This window comes from Phreatobacter aquiterrae, assembly GCF_053471285.1.
The window spans coordinates 119,598-136,596 of the sequence record NZ_JBJPHW010000008.1; the positions used below are offsets into that span (position 1 = coordinate 119,598).

15 protein-coding genes are annotated in these 16,999 nt (G+C 66.9%); 10 read left to right on the top strand and 5 right to left on the bottom strand.

From position 1 onward, the window contains the following. Nucleotides 1-50: 50 nt before the first annotated feature. Together ACJ4V0_RS13765 and ACJ4V0_RS13770 are read right to left on the bottom strand one after the other, a co-directional pair. Nucleotides 51-1,640, bottom strand: a complete 1,590-nt coding sequence (locus ACJ4V0_RS13765; protein ID WP_448300156.1) for an MBL fold metallo-hydrolase — start codon at nt 1,638-1,640, stop codon at nt 51-53. Continuing rightward, entirely contained in the window at nt 1,640-2,446 is an 807-nt protein-coding gene (locus ACJ4V0_RS13770; protein WP_448300157.1) for an LOG family protein, read from the bottom strand. Before ACJ4V0_RS13770 ends, ACJ4V0_RS13765 begins: the two co-directional genes overlap by 1 nt. 162 nt (nt 2,447-2,608) lie before the next feature. Here ACJ4V0_RS13770 and ACJ4V0_RS13775 point away from each other — a divergent pair, with 162 nt between their 5' ends. The 3 genes from ACJ4V0_RS13775 to ACJ4V0_RS13785 all read left to right on the top strand — a co-directional run bounded on the left by ACJ4V0_RS13775 (nt 2,609) and on the right by ACJ4V0_RS13785 (nt 5,113). Beyond that, on the top strand, nt 2,609-2,926 hold the full coding sequence (locus ACJ4V0_RS13775) for a hypothetical protein (RefSeq protein ID WP_448300158.1): 318 nt from the start codon (nt 2,609-2,611) through the stop codon (nt 2,924-2,926). Nucleotides 2,927-2,930: 4 nt separating this feature from the next. Then, on the top strand, nt 2,931-3,518 hold the full coding sequence (locus ACJ4V0_RS13780; protein WP_448300159.1) for an NAD(P)H-dependent oxidoreductase: 588 nt from the start codon (nt 2,931-2,933) through the stop codon (nt 3,516-3,518). Between the two features lie 149 nt (nt 3,519-3,667). After that, nucleotides 3,668-5,113, top strand: a complete 1,446-nt coding sequence (locus tag ACJ4V0_RS13785; protein WP_448300160.1) for an aldehyde dehydrogenase family protein — start codon at nt 3,668-3,670, stop codon at nt 5,111-5,113. A gap of 51 nt (nt 5,114-5,164) precedes the next feature. On the opposite strand, the gene ACJ4V0_RS13790 is transcribed toward ACJ4V0_RS13785, so the two are convergent. Next, entirely contained in the window at nt 5,165-5,917 is a 753-nt protein-coding gene (locus ACJ4V0_RS13790; RefSeq protein WP_448300161.1) for an SDR family NAD(P)-dependent oxidoreductase, read from the bottom strand. A 257-nt stretch (nt 5,918-6,174) separates the two neighbouring features. Here ACJ4V0_RS13790 and pimC point away from each other — a divergent pair, with 257 nt between their 5' ends. The 7 genes from pimC (at nt 6,175) to ACJ4V0_RS13825 (ending at nt 15,249) form a co-directional block, all read left to right on the top strand. Then, entirely contained in the window at nt 6,175-7,371 is a 1,197-nt protein-coding gene (gene pimC / locus ACJ4V0_RS13795) for a pimeloyl-CoA dehydrogenase large subunit (RefSeq protein WP_448300162.1), read from the top strand. Between the two features lie 237 nt (nt 7,372-7,608). Then, nucleotides 7,609-8,760: an acyl-CoA dehydrogenase family protein gene (locus ACJ4V0_RS13800; protein ID WP_448300163.1), complete on the top strand. Its 1,152-nt coding sequence runs from the start codon at nt 7,609-7,611 to the stop codon at nt 8,758-8,760. A gap of 135 nt (nt 8,761-8,895) precedes the next feature. Continuing rightward, the gene (locus ACJ4V0_RS13805) at nt 8,896-9,165 is read left to right on the top strand and encodes a hypothetical protein (RefSeq protein WP_448300164.1); all 270 of its coding nucleotides are present in this window, start codon (nt 8,896-8,898) and stop codon (nt 9,163-9,165) included. Nucleotides 9,166-9,409: 244 nt separating this feature from the next. Beyond that, on the top strand, nt 9,410-11,257 hold the full coding sequence (locus ACJ4V0_RS13810) for an ABC transporter ATP-binding protein (protein WP_448300165.1): 1,848 nt from the start codon (nt 9,410-9,412) through the stop codon (nt 11,255-11,257). Nucleotides 11,258-11,537: 280 nt separating this feature from the next. Further along, complete coding sequence (locus ACJ4V0_RS13815; protein WP_448300166.1) at nt 11,538-13,325, top strand: peptide ABC transporter substrate-binding protein; 1,788 nt, start codon at nt 11,538-11,540, stop codon at nt 13,323-13,325. Nucleotides 13,326-13,373: 48 nt separating this feature from the next. After that, complete coding sequence (locus ACJ4V0_RS13820; RefSeq protein WP_448300167.1) at nt 13,374-14,333, top strand: ABC transporter permease; 960 nt, start codon at nt 13,374-13,376, stop codon at nt 14,331-14,333. Beyond that, nucleotides 14,299-15,249, top strand: a complete 951-nt coding sequence (locus tag ACJ4V0_RS13825; RefSeq protein ID WP_448300168.1) for an ABC transporter permease — start codon at nt 14,299-14,301, stop codon at nt 15,247-15,249. The genes ACJ4V0_RS13820 and ACJ4V0_RS13825 overlap by 35 nt, the downstream gene beginning before the upstream one ends. A gap of 87 nt (nt 15,250-15,336) precedes the next feature. Here ACJ4V0_RS13825 and ACJ4V0_RS13830 read toward each other — a convergent pair whose 3' ends face one another. Together ACJ4V0_RS13830 and ACJ4V0_RS13835 are read right to left on the bottom strand one after the other, a co-directional pair. Continuing rightward, entirely contained in the window at nt 15,337-16,281 is a 945-nt protein-coding gene (locus ACJ4V0_RS13830; protein WP_448300169.1) for an SMP-30/gluconolactonase/LRE family protein, read from the bottom strand. A 151-nt stretch (nt 16,282-16,432) separates the two neighbouring features. Further along, nucleotides 16,433-16,858, bottom strand: coding sequence for a DUF1236 domain-containing protein (locus ACJ4V0_RS13835; RefSeq protein ID WP_448300170.1), 426 nt, complete (start codon nt 16,856-16,858; stop codon nt 16,433-16,435). Nucleotides 16,859-16,999: the final 141 nt, after the last annotated feature.

Below are 16,999 nucleotides of genomic sequence, written 5' to 3' on the forward strand. Positions count from 1 at the left end.
CGGCGGAAGGGGACAGCGGACATGACAGGGGCTCATCCGGGGACGGCGGCTCAGGCCCCTTCCGCGAGAGCCTTCTTCAGCCGCCGCAGGATCACGCCGCGGGCGCGGTCGTCGGCGGCCTGGTCGAGGGCATCCCTGAGGTCGAGCAGGAAGGCGGCGGACGCGTTGTGCCAGTCGGGCGCCGTTACCTTTTCCGGGTCAAGGCGGCGCGGATGGGCGGGCAGCACGAGACGCGCCGTGCCGCGGCTGAGTTCGATAATGTCGTCGAGGCGAGGGCTCAGCACACGCTCGGGGCTGACGACCTCGGCGCCGACGATCGGCGCGAAGGCCTCCAGCGCCCGCTCTTCGGCATGGACGAGGGCCACCGCACCGCGGATCGGCCCGCGCTCCTTCAGCCAGGTGAGCACTTCGCTCCGGTCGGCATGACCGGAATAGCTGTCGATGATGCGGATGTCGGCCTTCACCCTGACGGCATCGCCCTGGATGGTCACCGAGGAGGCGCCGTCGAGCAGGATGCGGCCGAGCGTTCCCTGCGCCTGGTAGCCGACGAAGAGAACGGTGGTGGACGAGCGCCACAGGTGGTTCTTGAGGTGATGGCGAATGCGGCCGGCCTCCGCCATGCCGCTGGCGGCGATGACGATGTGGAAGCCGCGCAGGCGCGCCAGGGCCTTGCTCTGGTCGACGCTCTCGGTGAACCGCACGTCGGGCGAGGTGTCGATGCGGGCGAGCGCCCCGCCCGCCTCGAGCGATCCGGCGTGGGTGCGGAAGATGTCGGTGGCGCGGATCGCCAGCGGGGAATCGAGAAAGATGGGCGCCCGCGGAATGGCGCCGTGATCCATCAGGTCGATGAGGTCCGAGAGGATCTCCTGCGTCCGTTCCACCGCGAAGCAGGGAATGAGCAGCGGGCCACCGCGGCCGTGGGCGGACCTGACCTCGGCGGCGAGCTGGTTGCGGCGGTCGGCGACGGTCGTCTCGGGACGATCGCGGTCGCCATAGGTCGCCTCGCAGATGACCAGATCGAGGTCGACCGGGCCATCCGGGTCGGGATGGAAGAGCTTGGCATCGGGTCCGAGATCGCCGGACATCAGGACGCGCAGCGGCTTCTCACCATCGGCGAACTCCATCTCGATGGAGCCCGAGCCGAGGATGTGGCCGGCATTCCACCAGCGGGCGCGCACGCCGCCGCCGAGGTCGAGCCAGCGGCCATATTCGACGGGACGGAACTGCGCCATCGTCGCCACGGCATCCTCGGCCGTGTAGATCGGCTCCACGCTCGGGCCGCCGCCGCGCGCATTGCGCCGGTTGAGCTGCTCGACTTCCATCTCCTGGATGTGGCCGGAATCCGGCAGCATGATCGAGCACAGGTCGATGGTCGGGCGGGTGGCGTGGATCGGTCCGCGATAGCCCGCCTTGACGAGCTTCGGGATGAGGCCGGAATGGTCGATATGGGCGTGGGTCAGGAGCACGGCGTCGAGCCGGTCCGGCTCGAAGGGGAAATCGCCGTAGTTGAGGGCCTTCAGCGTCTTGGTTCCCTGGAACATGCCGCAGTCGACGAGGATGCGCCGGCCGTTGGCCTCGAAGAAGTAGCAGGACCCGGTGACGACATGGGCTGCGCCGAGGACGTGGATGCGGACGGGCATCAGCCGGTTTCCTTCTGGTCAGGCGTGGTCCGGGGATCGTAGGGGGCGATCCCCTCGGCATTGGCGATGAGCTCCCAGATGCCCTCTGGCGTATCGGCGAACTGCAGGAGGGAGAGGTCGTCCATCGCGATCATGCCGGCGTCGGCGAGCGCCTCGAAGTTGACCACGGCGCGCCAGTAGGCCTCGTCGAAGAGCACCACGGGCACCCGCCGCATCTTGCCGGTCTGGACGAGGGCGAGGATCTCGAACAATTCGTCGAAGGTACCGAAGCCGCCGGGGAACACCACCAGGGCATTGGCGCGCATGGCGAGATGCATCTTGCGCATGGCGAAATAGTGGAACTGGAAGGTGAGGTCGGGGGTCGAATAGGCGTTCGGCTCCTGCTCGTGCGGCAGACGGATGTTGAAGCCGATGGACGGGGCGCCGATCTCGGCCGCGCCGCGGTTGGCGGCTTCCATCAGCCCCGGCCCGCCGCCGGTGGCGATGACGTTCTCGCGCTCCTTCGCCCCGACGTTCATGGCGCCGCCGTGCCGCGACGCGATGCGTCCGAAGGCCCGCGCCGCCGCATACCAGGCGGCATGGCGGGGGTTGCCGTTTTCGTGGACGCGGGCGCTGCCGAACACCACGATGGTGGACTTCACGCCCCAGTGGCGGAGGATCTGCTCGGCCTTCGCATATTCGAGCATGAAACGCAGCCCGCGCTGCTCGTCGGCCAGCAGGAAGTCCTGATCGAGAGCCGGCATTCGAAAGGACGGCGAGGCCATCTGCTCGGCATTGGGCGGCAGGAGGGGGATCGAAGGGGGCATGATGGTTCCGATGCGGCCGGTGTCTCCGGCATGTCGTTGGACAAGTCTAGGCGCTGCCTCGCCTGCGGTCGATCCGGCCAAAGGCCTTCTTGATCCAGCGCAGGGACCCCGTCGGCGGCGTGGTGCATGTGTGATGTCCGTTTGCCCAGCTTGGAGGAGACCATGCTTTCCAGGACACCCGACAGTGCAGCGCGCCCGGCCGCGGCCGCGCCCGCTCCGGATGCGGTTGCCACTCTCGCCGCCATGCCGGCCGTGGTCGCCGCCGTCGGCGCGGAACTGCGTGATTTCGCTGCCGAGCGGCTGAGGGCCAACGGCGAGCGGATCCGCGCCTGGTCCAAGGTCCGATCGCCGCTCGAATTCGTCGATGCGGAGTTCCGCTTCGCGGTGGAGACCATGGGCATCTATGCCGACGAGGCCATGCATCTGCAGGACATCGCTCGCGCCGCCTTTGAAATCGCCACGCCCGTCGCCAGGGCCTGAAGCCATGGCTCCCCGGCGCATCGCCATCATTCAGGGCCATCCCGATCCGGCGCCGGAACGCCTGTGCCGGCACCTCGCGGCCGCCTATGCGGAAGGTGCGGGGAATGCCGGGCACGAGGTGAGGACCATCGAGGTCACCGCGCTGCCGATCGGTTTCCTCCGCACCCAGGCCGATTTCGAGGGCGGGGTCGCCGATCCCGCCATCGTGCAGGCCCAGGAGACGCTGGCCTGGGCGGAGCACTGGGTCATCATCTACCCGCTCTGGCTCGGCTCCATGCCGGCCCTGCTCAAGGCCTTCCTCGAGCAGGCCTGCCGCCCGGGGTTCGCCTTCCGCTATCGCGACAAGGGCTTTCCGGAAAAGCTCATGGCGGGTCGAACGGCCCATATCGTCGTCACCATGGGCATGCCGGCCATCGCCTATCGCTGGTTCTTCTTCGCCCACAGCCTCAGGGCGCTGAAGCGGAACATTCTCAGCTTCATCGGAGTGAAGCCTGTGCGCGACACGATCGTCGGTGGCGTCGGCGGGCTGACGCCGGAGAAGGTCGCCGCCCTCGCGGCGCGGCTCGCCGCCGACGGGGCTGCCGTGCGCTGAGCGCAGCCTGCGGGGCCGGGCCGCCCGGGGCGCATGGCACCCGGACTGGTCGCGAGTGCCCGATTGTGGTTCTGTGCCGGCCCCGAGACGGACCGGACGGCAGCGCGCCCGAACCGGTCCCGCAACGTTCGTGCGAGGAGGCAAGGCCCATGACCACCGTGTTCCGCAATTTCATTGCCGGCGAGTTTGTTTCCCCGGCCAGGGCCGCGCCGAACCTCAATCCGTCGAACACCAACGAGGTGGTGGGCGAATATGCGCAAGGGACGGTCGAGGACTTGATGGCGGCCGTCGCCGCGGCCAAGGAGGCCTTTCCGGCCTGGAGCCGCTCCAACCCGCAGCTCCGCTACGACGTGCTGATGAAGGCCTCCAACGAGGTGATGGCGCGCAAGGAGGAACTCGGCGCGCTGCTCTCCCGCGAGGAGGGCAAGACCCTGCCGGAGGGCATCGGCGAGGCCACCCGCGCCGGCCAGATCCTCTCCTTCTTCGCCGCTGAGGCGCTGCGCCTCAACGGCGAACTGGTCAATTCGATCCGCCCGGGCGTCGGCATCGAGATCACCCGCGAGGCGGTCGGCGTCGTCGGCATGATCACGCCGTGGAATTTCCCGATCGCGATTCCCGCCTGGAAGCTGGCTCCAGCGCTTGCCTACGGCAACACCGTGGTCATCAAGCCGGCCGATCTCGTGCCCGGCTCGGCCTGGGCGCTGGTCGATATCCTCAACCGGGCCGGCCTGCCGAAAGGTGTCCTCAACATCGTCATGGGCCGCGGCTCGGTGGTCGGCCAGGCCATGCTGGAGCATCCCGATGTCGCCGCGATTTCCTTCACCGGCTCGGTGGCGACCGGCCGGCGTGTCGCCTCCGCCTGCGTCGCCTCGACGCCGATGAAGAAGGTGCAATTGGAGATGGGCGGCAAGAACCCGCTCGTGGTGCTCGACGACGCCGATCTCGCCGTGGCCGTCGAATGCGCCGCCAACGGTGCCTTCTTCTCCACCGGCCAGCGCTGCACCGCCTCCTCGCGGCTCATCGTCACGGAGGGCATCCACGACCGTTTCGTCGATGCGCTGACCGAGCGGCTGAAGGGCCTCGTCGTCGATGATGCGCTGAAGGCCGGCACGCATATCGGCCCGGTGGTCGACCAGAGCCAGCTCGAGCAGGACGAGAAGTACATCGCCATAGGCCGCGAGGAGGGCGCCAAGCTCCACTGGGGCGGCGAGCGCCTCAACCGCGACAACCCGGGCTTCTACCTGCAGCCGGCGCTGTTCACCGAGGTGACGAACACCATGCGCATCGCCCGCGAGGAGATCTTCGGGCCGGTGGCATCGGTCGTGCGGGCGAAGAACTATGACGAGGCGCTGGCGATCGCCAACGATACCGAGTTCGGTCTGTCGTCCGGCATCTGCACGACCTCGCTGAAATACGCCTCGCACTTCAAGCGCAACTCCGAGGCCGGCATGGTCATGGTCAACCTGCCGACGGCGGGCGTCGACTATCATGTACCGTTCGGCGGCCGGAAGGGCTCGAGCTACGGACCGCGCGAGCAGGGCGCCTATGCCCGCGAGTTCTATACGACTGTGAAGACCGCCTACACGCTGGCGTAAGGCCGCAAATTTTGAAGCGGAAAGGCGGGCCAGGGCCCGCCTTTTTTCATGTCACCCCAACAACTGCCCCCCGTCCACGACCACCGTCTGCGCCGTCACCCAACTCGCATAGGGCGAGGCGAGGAACAGGACGACGTTGGCGATCTCCTCCGGCGTGCCAAGCCGGTTGAAGGGGATTGCACCCAGCACCTTGTTGTAGAGCGCCGGGTCGGCGGTGCGGCGCGCCTCCCAGGTGCCTCCCGGAAACTCGATCGAGCCGGGGGCAACGCAATTGACGCGGATGCCCTTCGGCGCGAGCGCCGCGGCCTGGCTGGTGGTGTACTGGATGACCGCCGCCTTCACCGCCGCATAGGCCGCCGTGCGGATCGACGGGCGGTAGCCCGAGATCGACGCGATGTTGACGATGGAGGCGCCCTTGGCCCCTTCGAGGAAGGTCAGCGCCGCATGACTGGCGCGCACCGTCGCCATGATGTCGACGTTGAGGCCCTTGGCCCAGCCGTCCTCGGTGTCGCCCATGCCGAAGCCGGAGGCGTTGTTCACCAGCACGTCGATGCCGCCGAGCGCCTTGGCGGCAGCCGGGATGTAGCCGGCAATGGCGTCCGCATTTGCGAGGTCGCAGGGCGCGAAGTGCGTCGTCACGCCATGCGCCGCGATCTCGGCGGCTGTCGCCTTCAGCCCGTCCTCGCCGCGCGCGCAGATGGAGACGCCTGCGCCCGCCGCGGCAAATCCCAGCGCGATGGACCGCCCGATGCCACGGCTGCCGCCGCAGACCACCACGCGCTTGCCTTTGAAGTCGAATGCCATGCCAGGCCCTCCCGTTCGTGTTCTGCCCGACTGTGCCATGGCCCGGTCCGCCGCGCTCGGCGGCAGGGCGGCACCTGCCATGCGAGGCCCGGCGTGATCCTGCCGTTCGAGGGATGCCCGTCCGTGAGGTTCCTGTTGCCTTCGCCCGCGGGCGAGGCTTCAATGCGATCAAGAAACATTCGCATCGGTATGTTTTCCGGGCGACGAGGAAGCGACCACCCCGCGGCTTGCGGCACGGCATTTTGAGGAGGCTCCGCATGGAACTGAGGTTCACCGACGAGGAGATCGCTTTCCGCAAGGAAGTGCGCGCCTTCATCGACGCCAAGCTGCCGAAAGCGCTGCGCGAGAAACTGGCCGCCGGGCACCATGCGAGCCGCGACGACATCGTCTTCTGGCAGAAGACGCTCAACGAGAAGGGCTGGGGCGTCGCCCACTGGCCGGTCGCCTATGGCGGCACGGGCTGGGACGCGGTGAAGCAGTACATCTTCCTCGAGGAGATGATGATGGCGCCGTCGCCGCCGCCGCTCGCCTTCGGCACCTCCATGGTCGGCCCGGTCATCTACACCTTCGGCTCCGAGGAGCAGAAGAAGCGCTTCCTGCCGCGCATCGCCAGTCTCGACGACTGGTGGTGCCAGGGCTTCTCCGAGCCCGGCGCTGGCTCCGATCTCGCGGGCCTCAAGACCAAGGCCGAGAAGGTCGATGGCCACTGGATCATCAACGGCCAGAAGACCTGGACGACGCTCGGGCAGTATGCCGACTGGATCTTCGTGCTCGCCCGCACCGACGCCACCGTGAAGAAGCAGGAGGGCATCTCCTTCATCCTCGTCGACATGAAGACCCCGGGCATCACGGTGAAGCCGATCCAGACGATCGACGGCGGCCACGAGGTCAACGAGGTCTTCTTCGACGACGTGAAGGTGCCGCTGGAGAACCTCGTCGGCCAGGAGAACAAGGGCTGGGACTACGCCAAGTTCCTGCTCGGCAACGAGCGCACCGGCATCGCCCGCGTCGGCATCTCCAAGCAGCGCATCCGCAAGATCAAGGAGATGGCGGCGATCGAACAGCGGTCGGGGCGCCCGCTGATCGAGGACCCGCGTTTCCGCGAGAAGATCGCCGAGGTTGAGATCGAGTTGAAGGCGCTGGAGATCACCCAGCTGCGGGTCATCGCGGGTGAGAAGAAGCGCGAGAAGGGCAAGCCCGATCCGGCCTCCTCCGTCCTCAAGATCAAGGGCTCGGAACTGCAGCAGGCGACGACCGAACTGCTGATGGAGGTGATCGGCCCGCACTCGGCGCCGTTCACGCCGGAAGAGCCCGGCTCCAACGAACCGCCGATCGGTCCCGAATGGGCGCAGACCATCGCGCCGACCTATTTCAACGTGCGCAAGGTCTCGATCTACGGCGGCTCCAACGAGATCCAGAAGAACATCATCGCAAAGGCGGTGCTGGGGCTATGACGCCCCGCCCTGCACCAGTGGAGTGCGTCCTTCAAGGCTCGCTTCGCTCGCACCTCAGGATGAGGACGAGCGGAGACATGCATCGAGGGGGGCAAGCGAAGCGGGCGTCGGCCAATCGCCGATGCCGGATACAACCCTCCTCATCCTGAGGTGCGAGCGAAGCGAGCCTCGAAGGACGCACTCCCTCAGGGCCACGCAACCCCGCACCCTCCCCAAAAGCGATCAGCAGGCTTTGCCATGGATTTCGACCTGACCGAAGAACAGCAGCTCCTCAAGGACTCGGTGGAGGGCTTCCTGTCCGACACCTATGACTTCGAAGCGCGCCAGAAGATCGCCGCCCTGCCGGGTGGCTGGAGCCCCGACGTCTGGGCCAGGTTCGCCGAACTCGGCATCCTCGGCCTGCCGTTTTCAGAAGAGGATGGCGGCTTCGGCGGCGGACCCGTCGAGACCATGCTGCTGGCCGAGAGCTTCGGAAAATACCTCGTCCTCGAGCCCTATCTGGCCACCGTCATCCTCGGCGGCGGTGTCCTGAAGCGCGCCGGATCGGCCGAGCAGAAGGCCGAGCACATCGCGGCCATCGCCGACGGATCGCGCACCTTCGCGCTCGCCACCACGGAGCGTCACTCGCGCTACGACCTCTTCGACGTCACGACCTCCGCGAAGAAGGATGGCGCCTCCTACATTCTCGACGGCGACAAGGCGGTGGTGGTGAACGGCGGCACGGCCGACCGGCTGATCGTCTCGGCCCGCACCGCCGGCTCTCGCCGCGACCCCGGCGGCATCGGCCTCTTCATGGTGGCGGGAGATGCGTCTGGCGTCGGCCGCCGCTCCTCGCCAACACAGGACGGCACACATGCTGCCGAGATCACGCTGTCGGGCGTTCGTGTCGAGCCGGCCGGCGTGCTCGGCGATCCCGAGGGCGGCCTCGCCGTCCTCGAGGCCGTCGCCGACGAGGCCATCGCCGCCATCTGCGCCGAGGCCGTCGGCGCAATGAGCGAGTTGACCGACCTCACCGTCGACTACCTCAAGCAGCGCAAGCAGTTCGGCATCAACATCGGCGCGTTCCAGGCGCTGCAGCACCGTGCCGCCGAGATGTTCGTGGCGCTCGAACAGGCGCGGTCCATGGCGATGTTCGCCGCGATGACCGCCGCCACCGAGGATGCGACGGAGCGGCGGGCTCTCGCCTCCGCCGCCAAGGTGCAGATCGGCCGCTCGGCGAAGTTCATCGGTCAGCAGGGCATCCAGCTGCATGGCGGCATCGGCATGACGATGGAGTACAAGGCCGGCCACTATTTCAAGCGACTGACCATGCTCGACACGCTGTTCGGCGATGCCGACCACCACCTCGCCCAGGTCGCCGACTACGGGCAGGTCGTTTCCGCCGCCTGACGCTCTCCTTTCTTCCAAGATGGCCTCGGGCCCGCGCGAAAAATAATCGCGTCGGGCCCGAACCTTTTTCACTGGCGTCGCAACCCATGGAGGACCGGGGCAAACGAGCCCCACCTGACCCCAAGGAACCTCGCCATGAACCGCATCAAGACCCTCGCCATCGCCGCCCTCGCCGTCGCCACCCTGTCGGTCGGCATCTCTTCCCAGGCCGAAGCCGGCCCGTGGCATCGCCGCCACATCGGCTGGGGCGTCGGCGCCCTCGCCACCGGCCTGATCGTCGGCGGCGCGATCGCCTCTTCCCGCGCCCACGCTGGCTACGGCTATGCCTCTGACTGCTACCTGACCCGCCGCTGGGTCGACACCCCCTACGGCCTGCGTCGCCAGACCGTGCGCATCTGCGACTGATCGGTCCCCCTGATCCTTCGCAGCTCCAGCAGAACCCCGGCTGCCAGGCCGGGGTTCTTGCGTTTCAGGTCCCCGTGATCCGCCGCCTGTCAGCAGCCGGCAGGCCGCCGCCGCAGAGGGGTCGACGCCGGACCGCGACCGCGTCACAATGCCATCTGATCATCCTTTCCCGTTTCCATGCGTTGTCCCCGTGGCGCCACCGCCGTCGGGGCCGGCGCGCTTTTCGTCCGGACATCCCATTTCCATGCTGCGTTACCTCGAAACCCGCATCGACCCTGTCGCCACGCCTCCCGATGGCGGGCCGCCGCCTGGGCTTCTGGCGTTCTACTGGTATTTCATTTCGCAGGCGAAATGGCTCTTCGCCGCGCTCTTCGTGGTCGGCATGGTTGCGGCCGTGCTGGAAACGGCCGTGCCCTATTTCATCGGGCGGCTGGTCGCGGTCATGACCGAAACGCCGCGCGAGGCGCTGTTCGCCACGGCGTGGCCGACCTTCGCGGCCATGCTCTTCGTCGTGCTTGTGGCGCGGCCCTTCGTGCTGTTCCTGCAGAGGACCATCTCCAACCACGGTATCTCCGCGCCGCTCAACACCCTGACGCGCTGGCAGAGCCACCACCACGTCATCCGCCAGTCGCTCGGCTTCTTCCAGAACGATTTCGCCGGGCGCATCGCCAACCATGTCATGCAGGCGGGTGGCGCCGTGCGCGAGACGACGCTCGCGCTGATGCGCTCCGTCCTGCACATCCTGTTCTACGGCGTCGCCTCAATCGCCCTGATGATGATGCAGGACTGGCGGCTGGCCCTGCCGATCCTCGCCTGGTTCTGTCTCTACGTCGTCCTGCTGGTAACCTGCATTCCGGGCATGAAGGAGCGCTCGCGTGCGGCCTCCGCCAAGCGTTCGGCGGTCACGGGCAAGGTCGTCGACAGCTACACCAACATTCTGACCGTCAAGCTCTTCGCCCGCACCGCCGACGAGGACCGCTACATCCGCGACAGCATGCTGGACCTCAACGGCGCCTTCATCGCCCAGCACCGGATCAACACGCTGTTCTTCATGTTGCTCAACCTGCTGAACGCGACCCTTCTGGCGGCCGCCGGGACGCTTGCCGTCCTCCTCTGGCAGGCCGGCAGCATCGAGATCGGCACCGTGGCCATGGTGCTGCCGCTGACGGTGCAGATCATCGCCATGTCCGGCTGGGTCGCCATGGAGATCCAGGGAATCTTCGAAAATGTCGGTGTCGTGCAGGAGAGCATGGGGTCGATCGCCCGCCCGCTCGCCATGCAGGACGAGCCGGGCGCCCGCCCGCTCGCCGTCGCCGGAGGCGAGATCGTCTTCGACCATGTCACCTTCGGCTATGGCCGGGCCGACCTGCCGGTGATCCGCGACCTGTCGCTTACCGTGAAGCCGGGCGAGAAGGTCGGCCTGGTCGGCCGATCGGGCGCCGGCAAGTCGACCCTGGTTAACCTGCTGCTGCGCTTCCACGACGTGGAGCAGGGCGCGATCCGGGTCGACGGGCAGGACGTGCAGACCGTCACGCAGGAGAGTCTCAGGCAAGCGATCTCGGTGGTGACGCAGGACACTTCGCTGCTGCACCGATCCATCCGCGACAACATCATGTACGGAAAGGCCGGGGCCAGCGAGACGATGATGGAGACCGCAGCGGCGCGGGCCCATGCCGACGCCTTCATCCCGGCTCTCAGGGACATCAACGGCCGGACGGGTTACGACGCCCATGTCGGCGAGCGCGGCGTCAAGCTCTCCGGCGGCCAGCGCCAGCGCATCGCCATCGCGCGCGTCATCCTCAAGGACGCGCCGATCCTCATCCTCGACGAGGCGACGGCCGCCCTCGACAGCGAGGTGGAGGCGGCGATCCAGGAGAGCCTCGGCGAGCTGATGGGCGGCAAGACCGTCATCGCCATCGCCCACCGCCTGTCGACCCTGAAGATCATGGACCGGCTGGTGGTGATCGATCAGGGCCGCATCGTGGAGGAGGGAACCCACGACGCGCTCCTCGCCCGCGGGGGGCTCTATGCCGGGCTCTGGGCGCGCCAGTCGGGAGGCTTCCTCGTCGAGCCGCGGCAGGCTGCCGAGTAGACAACGTCTTCTGTCGGCGGGAATCGGGGGCGAATTTTCTTCCCCAACGGCAGGGGTAGGACAGGCGTCTGCGAATTGCCTGAACCTGCGGCACTTGGCTGCACCGTCGCCGGCATCGTGCCCGCATGACGGTCAGAAGGCGGCGAGACCGTGGAGATCACGCAAATCCGCGTTGACTTCCTGATCCGAAAACGCTCCGATCCCCGCTTCGTGAGCCGGGACCCAAGAACCCGGCCCGACCAGAGTGGCTCGCCCAGCTCGTTTGCGAGGAGTGTTTGCGATGAAAGAGACAGAAATCCACGGCCTTGTTGCCGAAGTGAAGAAGGGCAGGCTCTCCCGCCGAGACTTCATCCAGCGCATGCTGGCTGTCGGCGTCGCGGCCCCGACCGCTTGGCACATCCTGGACTTCCACGGCGTGGCCCAGGCCCAGACGACCACCCCCTACAAGCCGACCAAGGCCGGCGGCGGTGGCCCGCTGAAGATCCTCCTCTGGCAGGCCCCGACCCTGCTCAACCCGCATTTCGCCATCGGCACCAAGGACCAGGAAGGCTCCCGCGTCTTCTATGAGCCGCTTGCCGGCTGGAACACCGAAGGCGAACTCATTCCGTTCCTTGCCGCCGAGATTCCGAGCCGCGAGAACGGCAGCGTCTCGGCCGATGGCCTCTCCGTCACGTGGAAGCTCAAGCCCGGCGTGAAATGGCACGACGGCAAGCCGTTCACGGCCGACGACTGCCTGTTCACCGCGGAATATGCCGCCGACTCGGCGACCGCCGCCACGACCATCGGCACCTACAAGGATATCAAGGTCGAAAAGGTCAACGACCTGACGATCAAGATCACCTTCCAGAAGCCGACCCCGTTCTGGGCCGACGCCTTCGTCGGCGCCGCCGGCATGATCCTGCCGAAGCACATCTTCGAGCAGTACAAGGGCGCCGCCTCCCGCGACGCGCCGGCGAACCTTAAGCCGGTCGGCACCAGCGCCTACAAGTTCATCGATTTCAAGCCGGGCGACATTCTGCGCGGCGAGCGCAATCCCGAGTACCATATCGCCAGCCAGCCCTTCTTCGACAGTGTCGAGGTAAAAGGTGGCGGCGACGCGGTGTCGGCGGCGCGTGCGGTCATCCAGACCGGCGAGTATGACTATGCTTGGAACATGCAGGTGGAGGATGAGATTCTCCTGCGCATGGAGCGCGGCGGTCGCGGCAAGGCGGTCCCCGTCTCGAGCGGCAATATCGAGTTCATCATGCTGAACACGACCGATCCGTGGACCGAGGTCGACGGCGAGCGCTCGAGCGTGAAGACCAAGCACCCGACGCTGACGGATCCGGCGGTCCGCAAGGCGATCAACCTGCTGATCGACCGTGAATCAGTGCAGAAGTTCATTTACGGCCGCGGCGGCAAGGCGACGGGCAATTTCGTCAATGCTCCGCCCCGTTACGTCTCGCCGAACATGAAGTACGAATTCAGCATCGAGAAGGCGAACAAGATCCTGGACGATGCGGGCTGGGTCCGCGGCGCCGACGGCATCCGCGCCAAGGACGGCAAGAAGCTGAAGTTCGTCTACCAGACGTCCATCAACGCGCCGCGTCAGAAGACCCAGGCGATCATCAAGCAGGCCGCCCAGCGCGCCGGCATCGACATCGAACTGAAGTCGGTGACCGCCTCCGTCTACTTCTCCTCGGATGTCGCGAACCCGGATACCTATTCGAAGTTCTATTGCGACATGCAGATGTACACGACCACCATGCTGCAGCCGGACCCCGAGCGGTTCATGATGCAGCTGGTCTCGTGGGAGATCGCCAACAAGGAGAACAAGTGGCAGGGTCGCAACATCTCGCGCTTCTCCAGCAAGGAGGCTGATGACGCCTTCAAGGAAGCGCAGAACTCGCTCGATCCTGCCAAGCGGACGGCGTTGTTCATCCGGATGAACGACATCTTCTGCGGCGAGAACATCATCGTTCCGGTTCTGGCCCGCACCCGCATGGCGGCCTCCAGCAACAACCTGGTCGTCCAGCCCAGCGGCTGGGATCTGGATCTGTGGATGCTGAACGCATGGTTCCGGCCCTGACGCCATCCGGCGTCAGGTCCCGCTCAAGAGGAACCAGGCACAGACTCCATGGGTACTTATCTCGTCCGGCGATTGCTGATCGCCCTTCCGAGCCTGCTTGGCATCAGCGTCGTGCTCTTCACGGTGCTGGCGCTGGCCCCCGGCGATCCCTTCGAGGAGATGGCCACCAATCCGAACATCCCTCCCGAGGTGCGTCTCGCACTTCGGGAGAAGTTCGGCATCGATGATCCGGTCTATATCCGCTACGTCCGCTGGCTTTCGGCCATGATGCAGGGCGACTGGGGCTTCTCCTTCGCCAGCCGCGTCAATGTCGACACCCTGATCATGCAGCGGCTGCCGGCGACGATCTTCGTCATCGGCTCCTCGCAGATCCTCGCGCTGGCTGTCGCCCTGCCGGTCGGCATCTATGCGGCGACCCGGCCCTATTCGATCTTCGACCAGATCGCCAACACCTTCGCCTTCATCGGCTTCTCGCTGCCGACGTTCTTCACGGGTCTCCTGTTCATCCTGGTCTTCTCGATCTGGCTGGACTGGTTGCCTTTCGTCTACCGCACCGATATCGCGGCGACGGGCTGGCGCTGGTACTGGGAGCAGATCCGCCAGGCGATCATGCCGGTCATGGTGCTCGGCCTGTTCCAGGCGGCGTCCTACACCCGCTATGTGCGTTCGGCCGTGCTCGACGTGATCCGTCTCGACTTCGTCACCACGGCCCGCGCCAAGGGGCTCGGCGAGAAGACCGTCATCGTCAAGCACGTGGTGCGCAACGCGCTGATCCCCGTGGTCACGCTCGTCGCGCTGCAGATGCCGACCGTCTTCGGCGGCGCCATCGTCACCGAGCAGATCTTCCGCATCCCCGGAATCGGCTCGCTGCTGATCAGCGCCATCCTCGCCAACGATACCCCTGTCATCATGGCGGTGACCTTCGTCTTCGCCTGTCTCGTCGTGACCTTCAACCTGATTGCAGATGTCCTCTATGGCTGGCTCGACCCCCGCATCGCCTTCCGCTGATCCGGCGGTGGCCGAGATCGGAGCCGTCGTCACCGCCGAGCATGTCTCGCCGTGGGTCGACGCCTGGCGCAAGTTCCGCCGGCACAAGCTGGCGGTGGCCAGCAGCGTGGCGCTGCTGACCATCATCGCTGCCGTGATCGTCGGCCCCTGGCTTTGGCCGGTGTCGATCAACGACATCGATTTCACTGCCCGCCTGCAGGGGCCCTCGCGGGCTCATCCCTTTGGCACCGACGACCTCGGGCAGGATCTTCTGGCGCGCATGATCTATGGCGGGCGCATCTCGCTCGCGGTGGGTCTTGCCGCCATGCTCGTCGCGATCATCGTCGGCGTCATCATCGGGGCGATCGCGGGCATTTCCCGCGGCAGCGTCGACACGGCGCTGATGTGGGTGACGGATCTCTTCCTGTCGCTGCCGCAGCTGCCGCTTCTGCTGCTCATCATCTACCTGTTCCGCGACGCGCTGAAGGATGTCTTCGGCGTCGAGATGGGCGTGTTCATCCTGATTGTCGTCGTCATCGGCGGACTGAGGTGGATGCCGGTGGCGCGGCTCGTGCGGGCGCAGTTCCTGTCGCTGCGCGAGAAGGAGTTCGTCGAGGCGGCGCACGCCCTCGGTGCCTCCAAGACGCGCCAGGTGGTCCGCCACATCCTGCCGAACGCCATGGGGCCGGTCATCGTCGCCGCGACCATCGATGTGGCGGCGGCGATCATCGCGGAATCGACGCTGTCCTTCCTCGGCCTCGGCTTCCCGCCGGACATCCCCACCTGGGGGCGGCTGCTGTTCGACGCAAAGGACTTCCTCGATTATGCGCCGCACTGGGCGCTCTTCCCCGGCGCTGCGATCTTCGTGACGGTTCTCGCCATCAACTTCATCGGCGACGGCCTGCGCGACACCTTCGATCCGCGGCGCGTACTCTAGGCGCGCCGCAGGCGTTCCATCATCACGTCACCGCCGCGTTTCGCCAGAAGCGCGGCGGTGCCGCGTTCTGGGGGATGAATCCGGTTCTCAGCCGCCAGGGGCGCCCTGCGTATTGACGTAGAGCGCATAGAGGCCGCGTCCGGTCGCCATGAACAGGCGGTTGCGGTTGCGGCCGCCGAAACAGACATTGGCGCAGCGTTCGGGCAGGCGGATGCGACCGATGGCCGTGCCGTCGGGCGCAAAGACCATCACACCGTCGAGCTCGGCCGAGCCCATGCCCCAGCCGCACCACAGATTGCCGTCGACGTCGCAGCGGATGCCGTCGGGCGTGCCGCCGGGGCCGGCATCGGTGAAGATGCGCCGGTTGGCGATGCTCCGGCCGTCGGGCGCGACGTCATAGGCCGAGATGAGGCGGTGGGGCGCCGCGCGGGATTCGACAAGGTAGAAGACCGTCTCGTCGGGCGAGAAACAGAGGCCGTTGGGTCCCGCAACGGCTTCGGCGACGGCCACAACCTCGCCCGTCTCCGGATCGACCCGATAGACGTTCTGCGGCAGCTCGGGTTCCGCCACCGTGCCTTCGTAATGGCTGAGCAGGCCGAAGGCGGGATCGGTGAACCAGATGGAGCCGTCCGACTTCACAACCACGTCGTTCGGCGAGTTCAGGCGCTTGCCCTGATAGTGGCTGGCGATGACGGTGGTGGAGCCGTCATATTCGGTGCGGATGACCCGCCGCCCCCCGTGCTCGCAGGTCACCAGCCGGCCCTGACGGTCGCGTGTGTTGCCATTGGACTTGTTGCTGGGCGACCGGAAGGCCGTCACGGCTCCCGTTTCCTCGTCCCAGCGCAGGATGCGGTCGTTGGGGATGTCGCTCACCAGCAGGCAGCGCTGGTCGCCGATCCAGACGGGGCCCTCGCCCCAGCGCAGGCCGGTGGCGAGCCGCTCCACGGCGGCGTTGAACAGGCGGTACTTCAGGAACCGCGGATCGAGGATCTCGATCGACGGGTCAGGATAGATCGGGCTCGGCTCCCACATGACGGCGTCCTTCTGGCGTTGTCTCCCGCCGCCGAGTGTCGAGCGGGGCGCCCGGCAGTGCAACCGCGTCGGGCGAGGGACTGACCTCCTCCGGACAGCAGAAAGGGCGCCCCGGGGGGCGCCCTTTCCAAGATCAGCGGCGCATCCGAGGTCAGTCGATGACCTGGACGATGCGGCGCGTGCCCGGCTGGACCAGCACGGTGCGGCCGTTCACCACGGTGTAGCGGTATTCCGTCGCACCATACTCGCGCGGCACCTGGTAGTAGGTGACCCGCTCGGGCAGCTGGCGGCCGACGACGACCTCGCCGTCGTAGTCGTAGGACGTGTGGCGGCGCTCGACGACGTACTCGCGGAAGCGCGGACGGGTGGACTCGGCGATGCCGCCGACAACCGCGCCGGCCGCGCCGCCAACAACCGCACCGACAGGGCCGCCGACGATGGCGCCGCCGACGGCGCCGGTCGCCGCACCCGCGCCAACCCCAGGCGGCAGGCCGGGTTCGCGCGTCTGGGCATGGGCGGGAAGGGCGAGGGCGAGCGAGCCGATAAAGGCGGCGCCGATCAGGAAAGTGTTCTTCATGGTATCCTCCAAAGAAGGTGCCGGATTGGCATATCGACACAACGTCGCGACGACCGGTTGGTTCACATCTCCTGATCACGGTTCATGTCATTCAAAGACGGCCCTCGTGGTCGACAATCCTGTCCAAGGCGCCGAAGACCC

What these genes read in the sequence shown, in the direction of transcription:
- ACJ4V0_RS13800 (WP_448300163.1), top strand. Translation starts at nt 7,609, where the DNA reads ATGGATTTCGACCTGACCGAAGAACAGCAGCTCCTCAAGGACTCGGTG.
- ACJ4V0_RS13825 (WP_448300168.1), top strand. Translation starts at nt 14,299, where the DNA reads ATGGCTGGCTCGACCCCCGCATCGCCTTCCGCTGATCCGGCGGTGGCC.
- ACJ4V0_RS13830 (WP_448300169.1), bottom strand. Translation starts at nt 16,281, where the DNA reads ATGTGGGAGCCGAGCCCGATCTATCCTGACCCGTCGATCGAGATCCTC.
- ACJ4V0_RS13805 (WP_448300164.1), top strand. Translation starts at nt 8,896, where the DNA reads ATGAACCGCATCAAGACCCTCGCCATCGCCGCCCTCGCCGTCGCCACC.
- ACJ4V0_RS13835 (WP_448300170.1), bottom strand. Translation starts at nt 16,858, where the DNA reads ATGAAGAACACTTTCCTGATCGGCGCCGCCTTTATCGGCTCGCTCGCC.
- ACJ4V0_RS13815 (WP_448300166.1), top strand. Translation starts at nt 11,538, where the DNA reads ATGAAAGAGACAGAAATCCACGGCCTTGTTGCCGAAGTGAAGAAGGGC.
- ACJ4V0_RS13820 (WP_448300167.1), top strand. Translation starts at nt 13,374, where the DNA reads ATGGGTACTTATCTCGTCCGGCGATTGCTGATCGCCCTTCCGAGCCTG.
- ACJ4V0_RS13765 (WP_448300156.1), bottom strand. Translation starts at nt 1,640, where the DNA reads ATGCCCGTCCGCATCCACGTCCTCGGCGCAGCCCATGTCGTCACCGGG.
- ACJ4V0_RS13785 (WP_448300160.1), top strand. Translation starts at nt 3,668, where the DNA reads ATGACCACCGTGTTCCGCAATTTCATTGCCGGCGAGTTTGTTTCCCCG.
- ACJ4V0_RS13780 (WP_448300159.1), top strand. Translation starts at nt 2,931, where the DNA reads ATGGCTCCCCGGCGCATCGCCATCATTCAGGGCCATCCCGATCCGGCG.
- pimC (WP_448300162.1), top strand. Translation starts at nt 6,175, where the DNA reads ATGGAACTGAGGTTCACCGACGAGGAGATCGCTTTCCGCAAGGAAGTG.
- ACJ4V0_RS13810 (WP_448300165.1), top strand. Translation starts at nt 9,410, where the DNA reads ATGCTGCGTTACCTCGAAACCCGCATCGACCCTGTCGCCACGCCTCCC.
- ACJ4V0_RS13770 (WP_448300157.1), bottom strand. Translation starts at nt 2,446, where the DNA reads ATGCCCCCTTCGATCCCCCTCCTGCCGCCCAATGCCGAGCAGATGGCC.
- ACJ4V0_RS13790 (WP_448300161.1), bottom strand. Translation starts at nt 5,917, where the DNA reads ATGGCATTCGACTTCAAAGGCAAGCGCGTGGTGGTCTGCGGCGGCAGC.
- ACJ4V0_RS13775 (WP_448300158.1), top strand. Translation starts at nt 2,609, where the DNA reads ATGCTTTCCAGGACACCCGACAGTGCAGCGCGCCCGGCCGCGGCCGCG.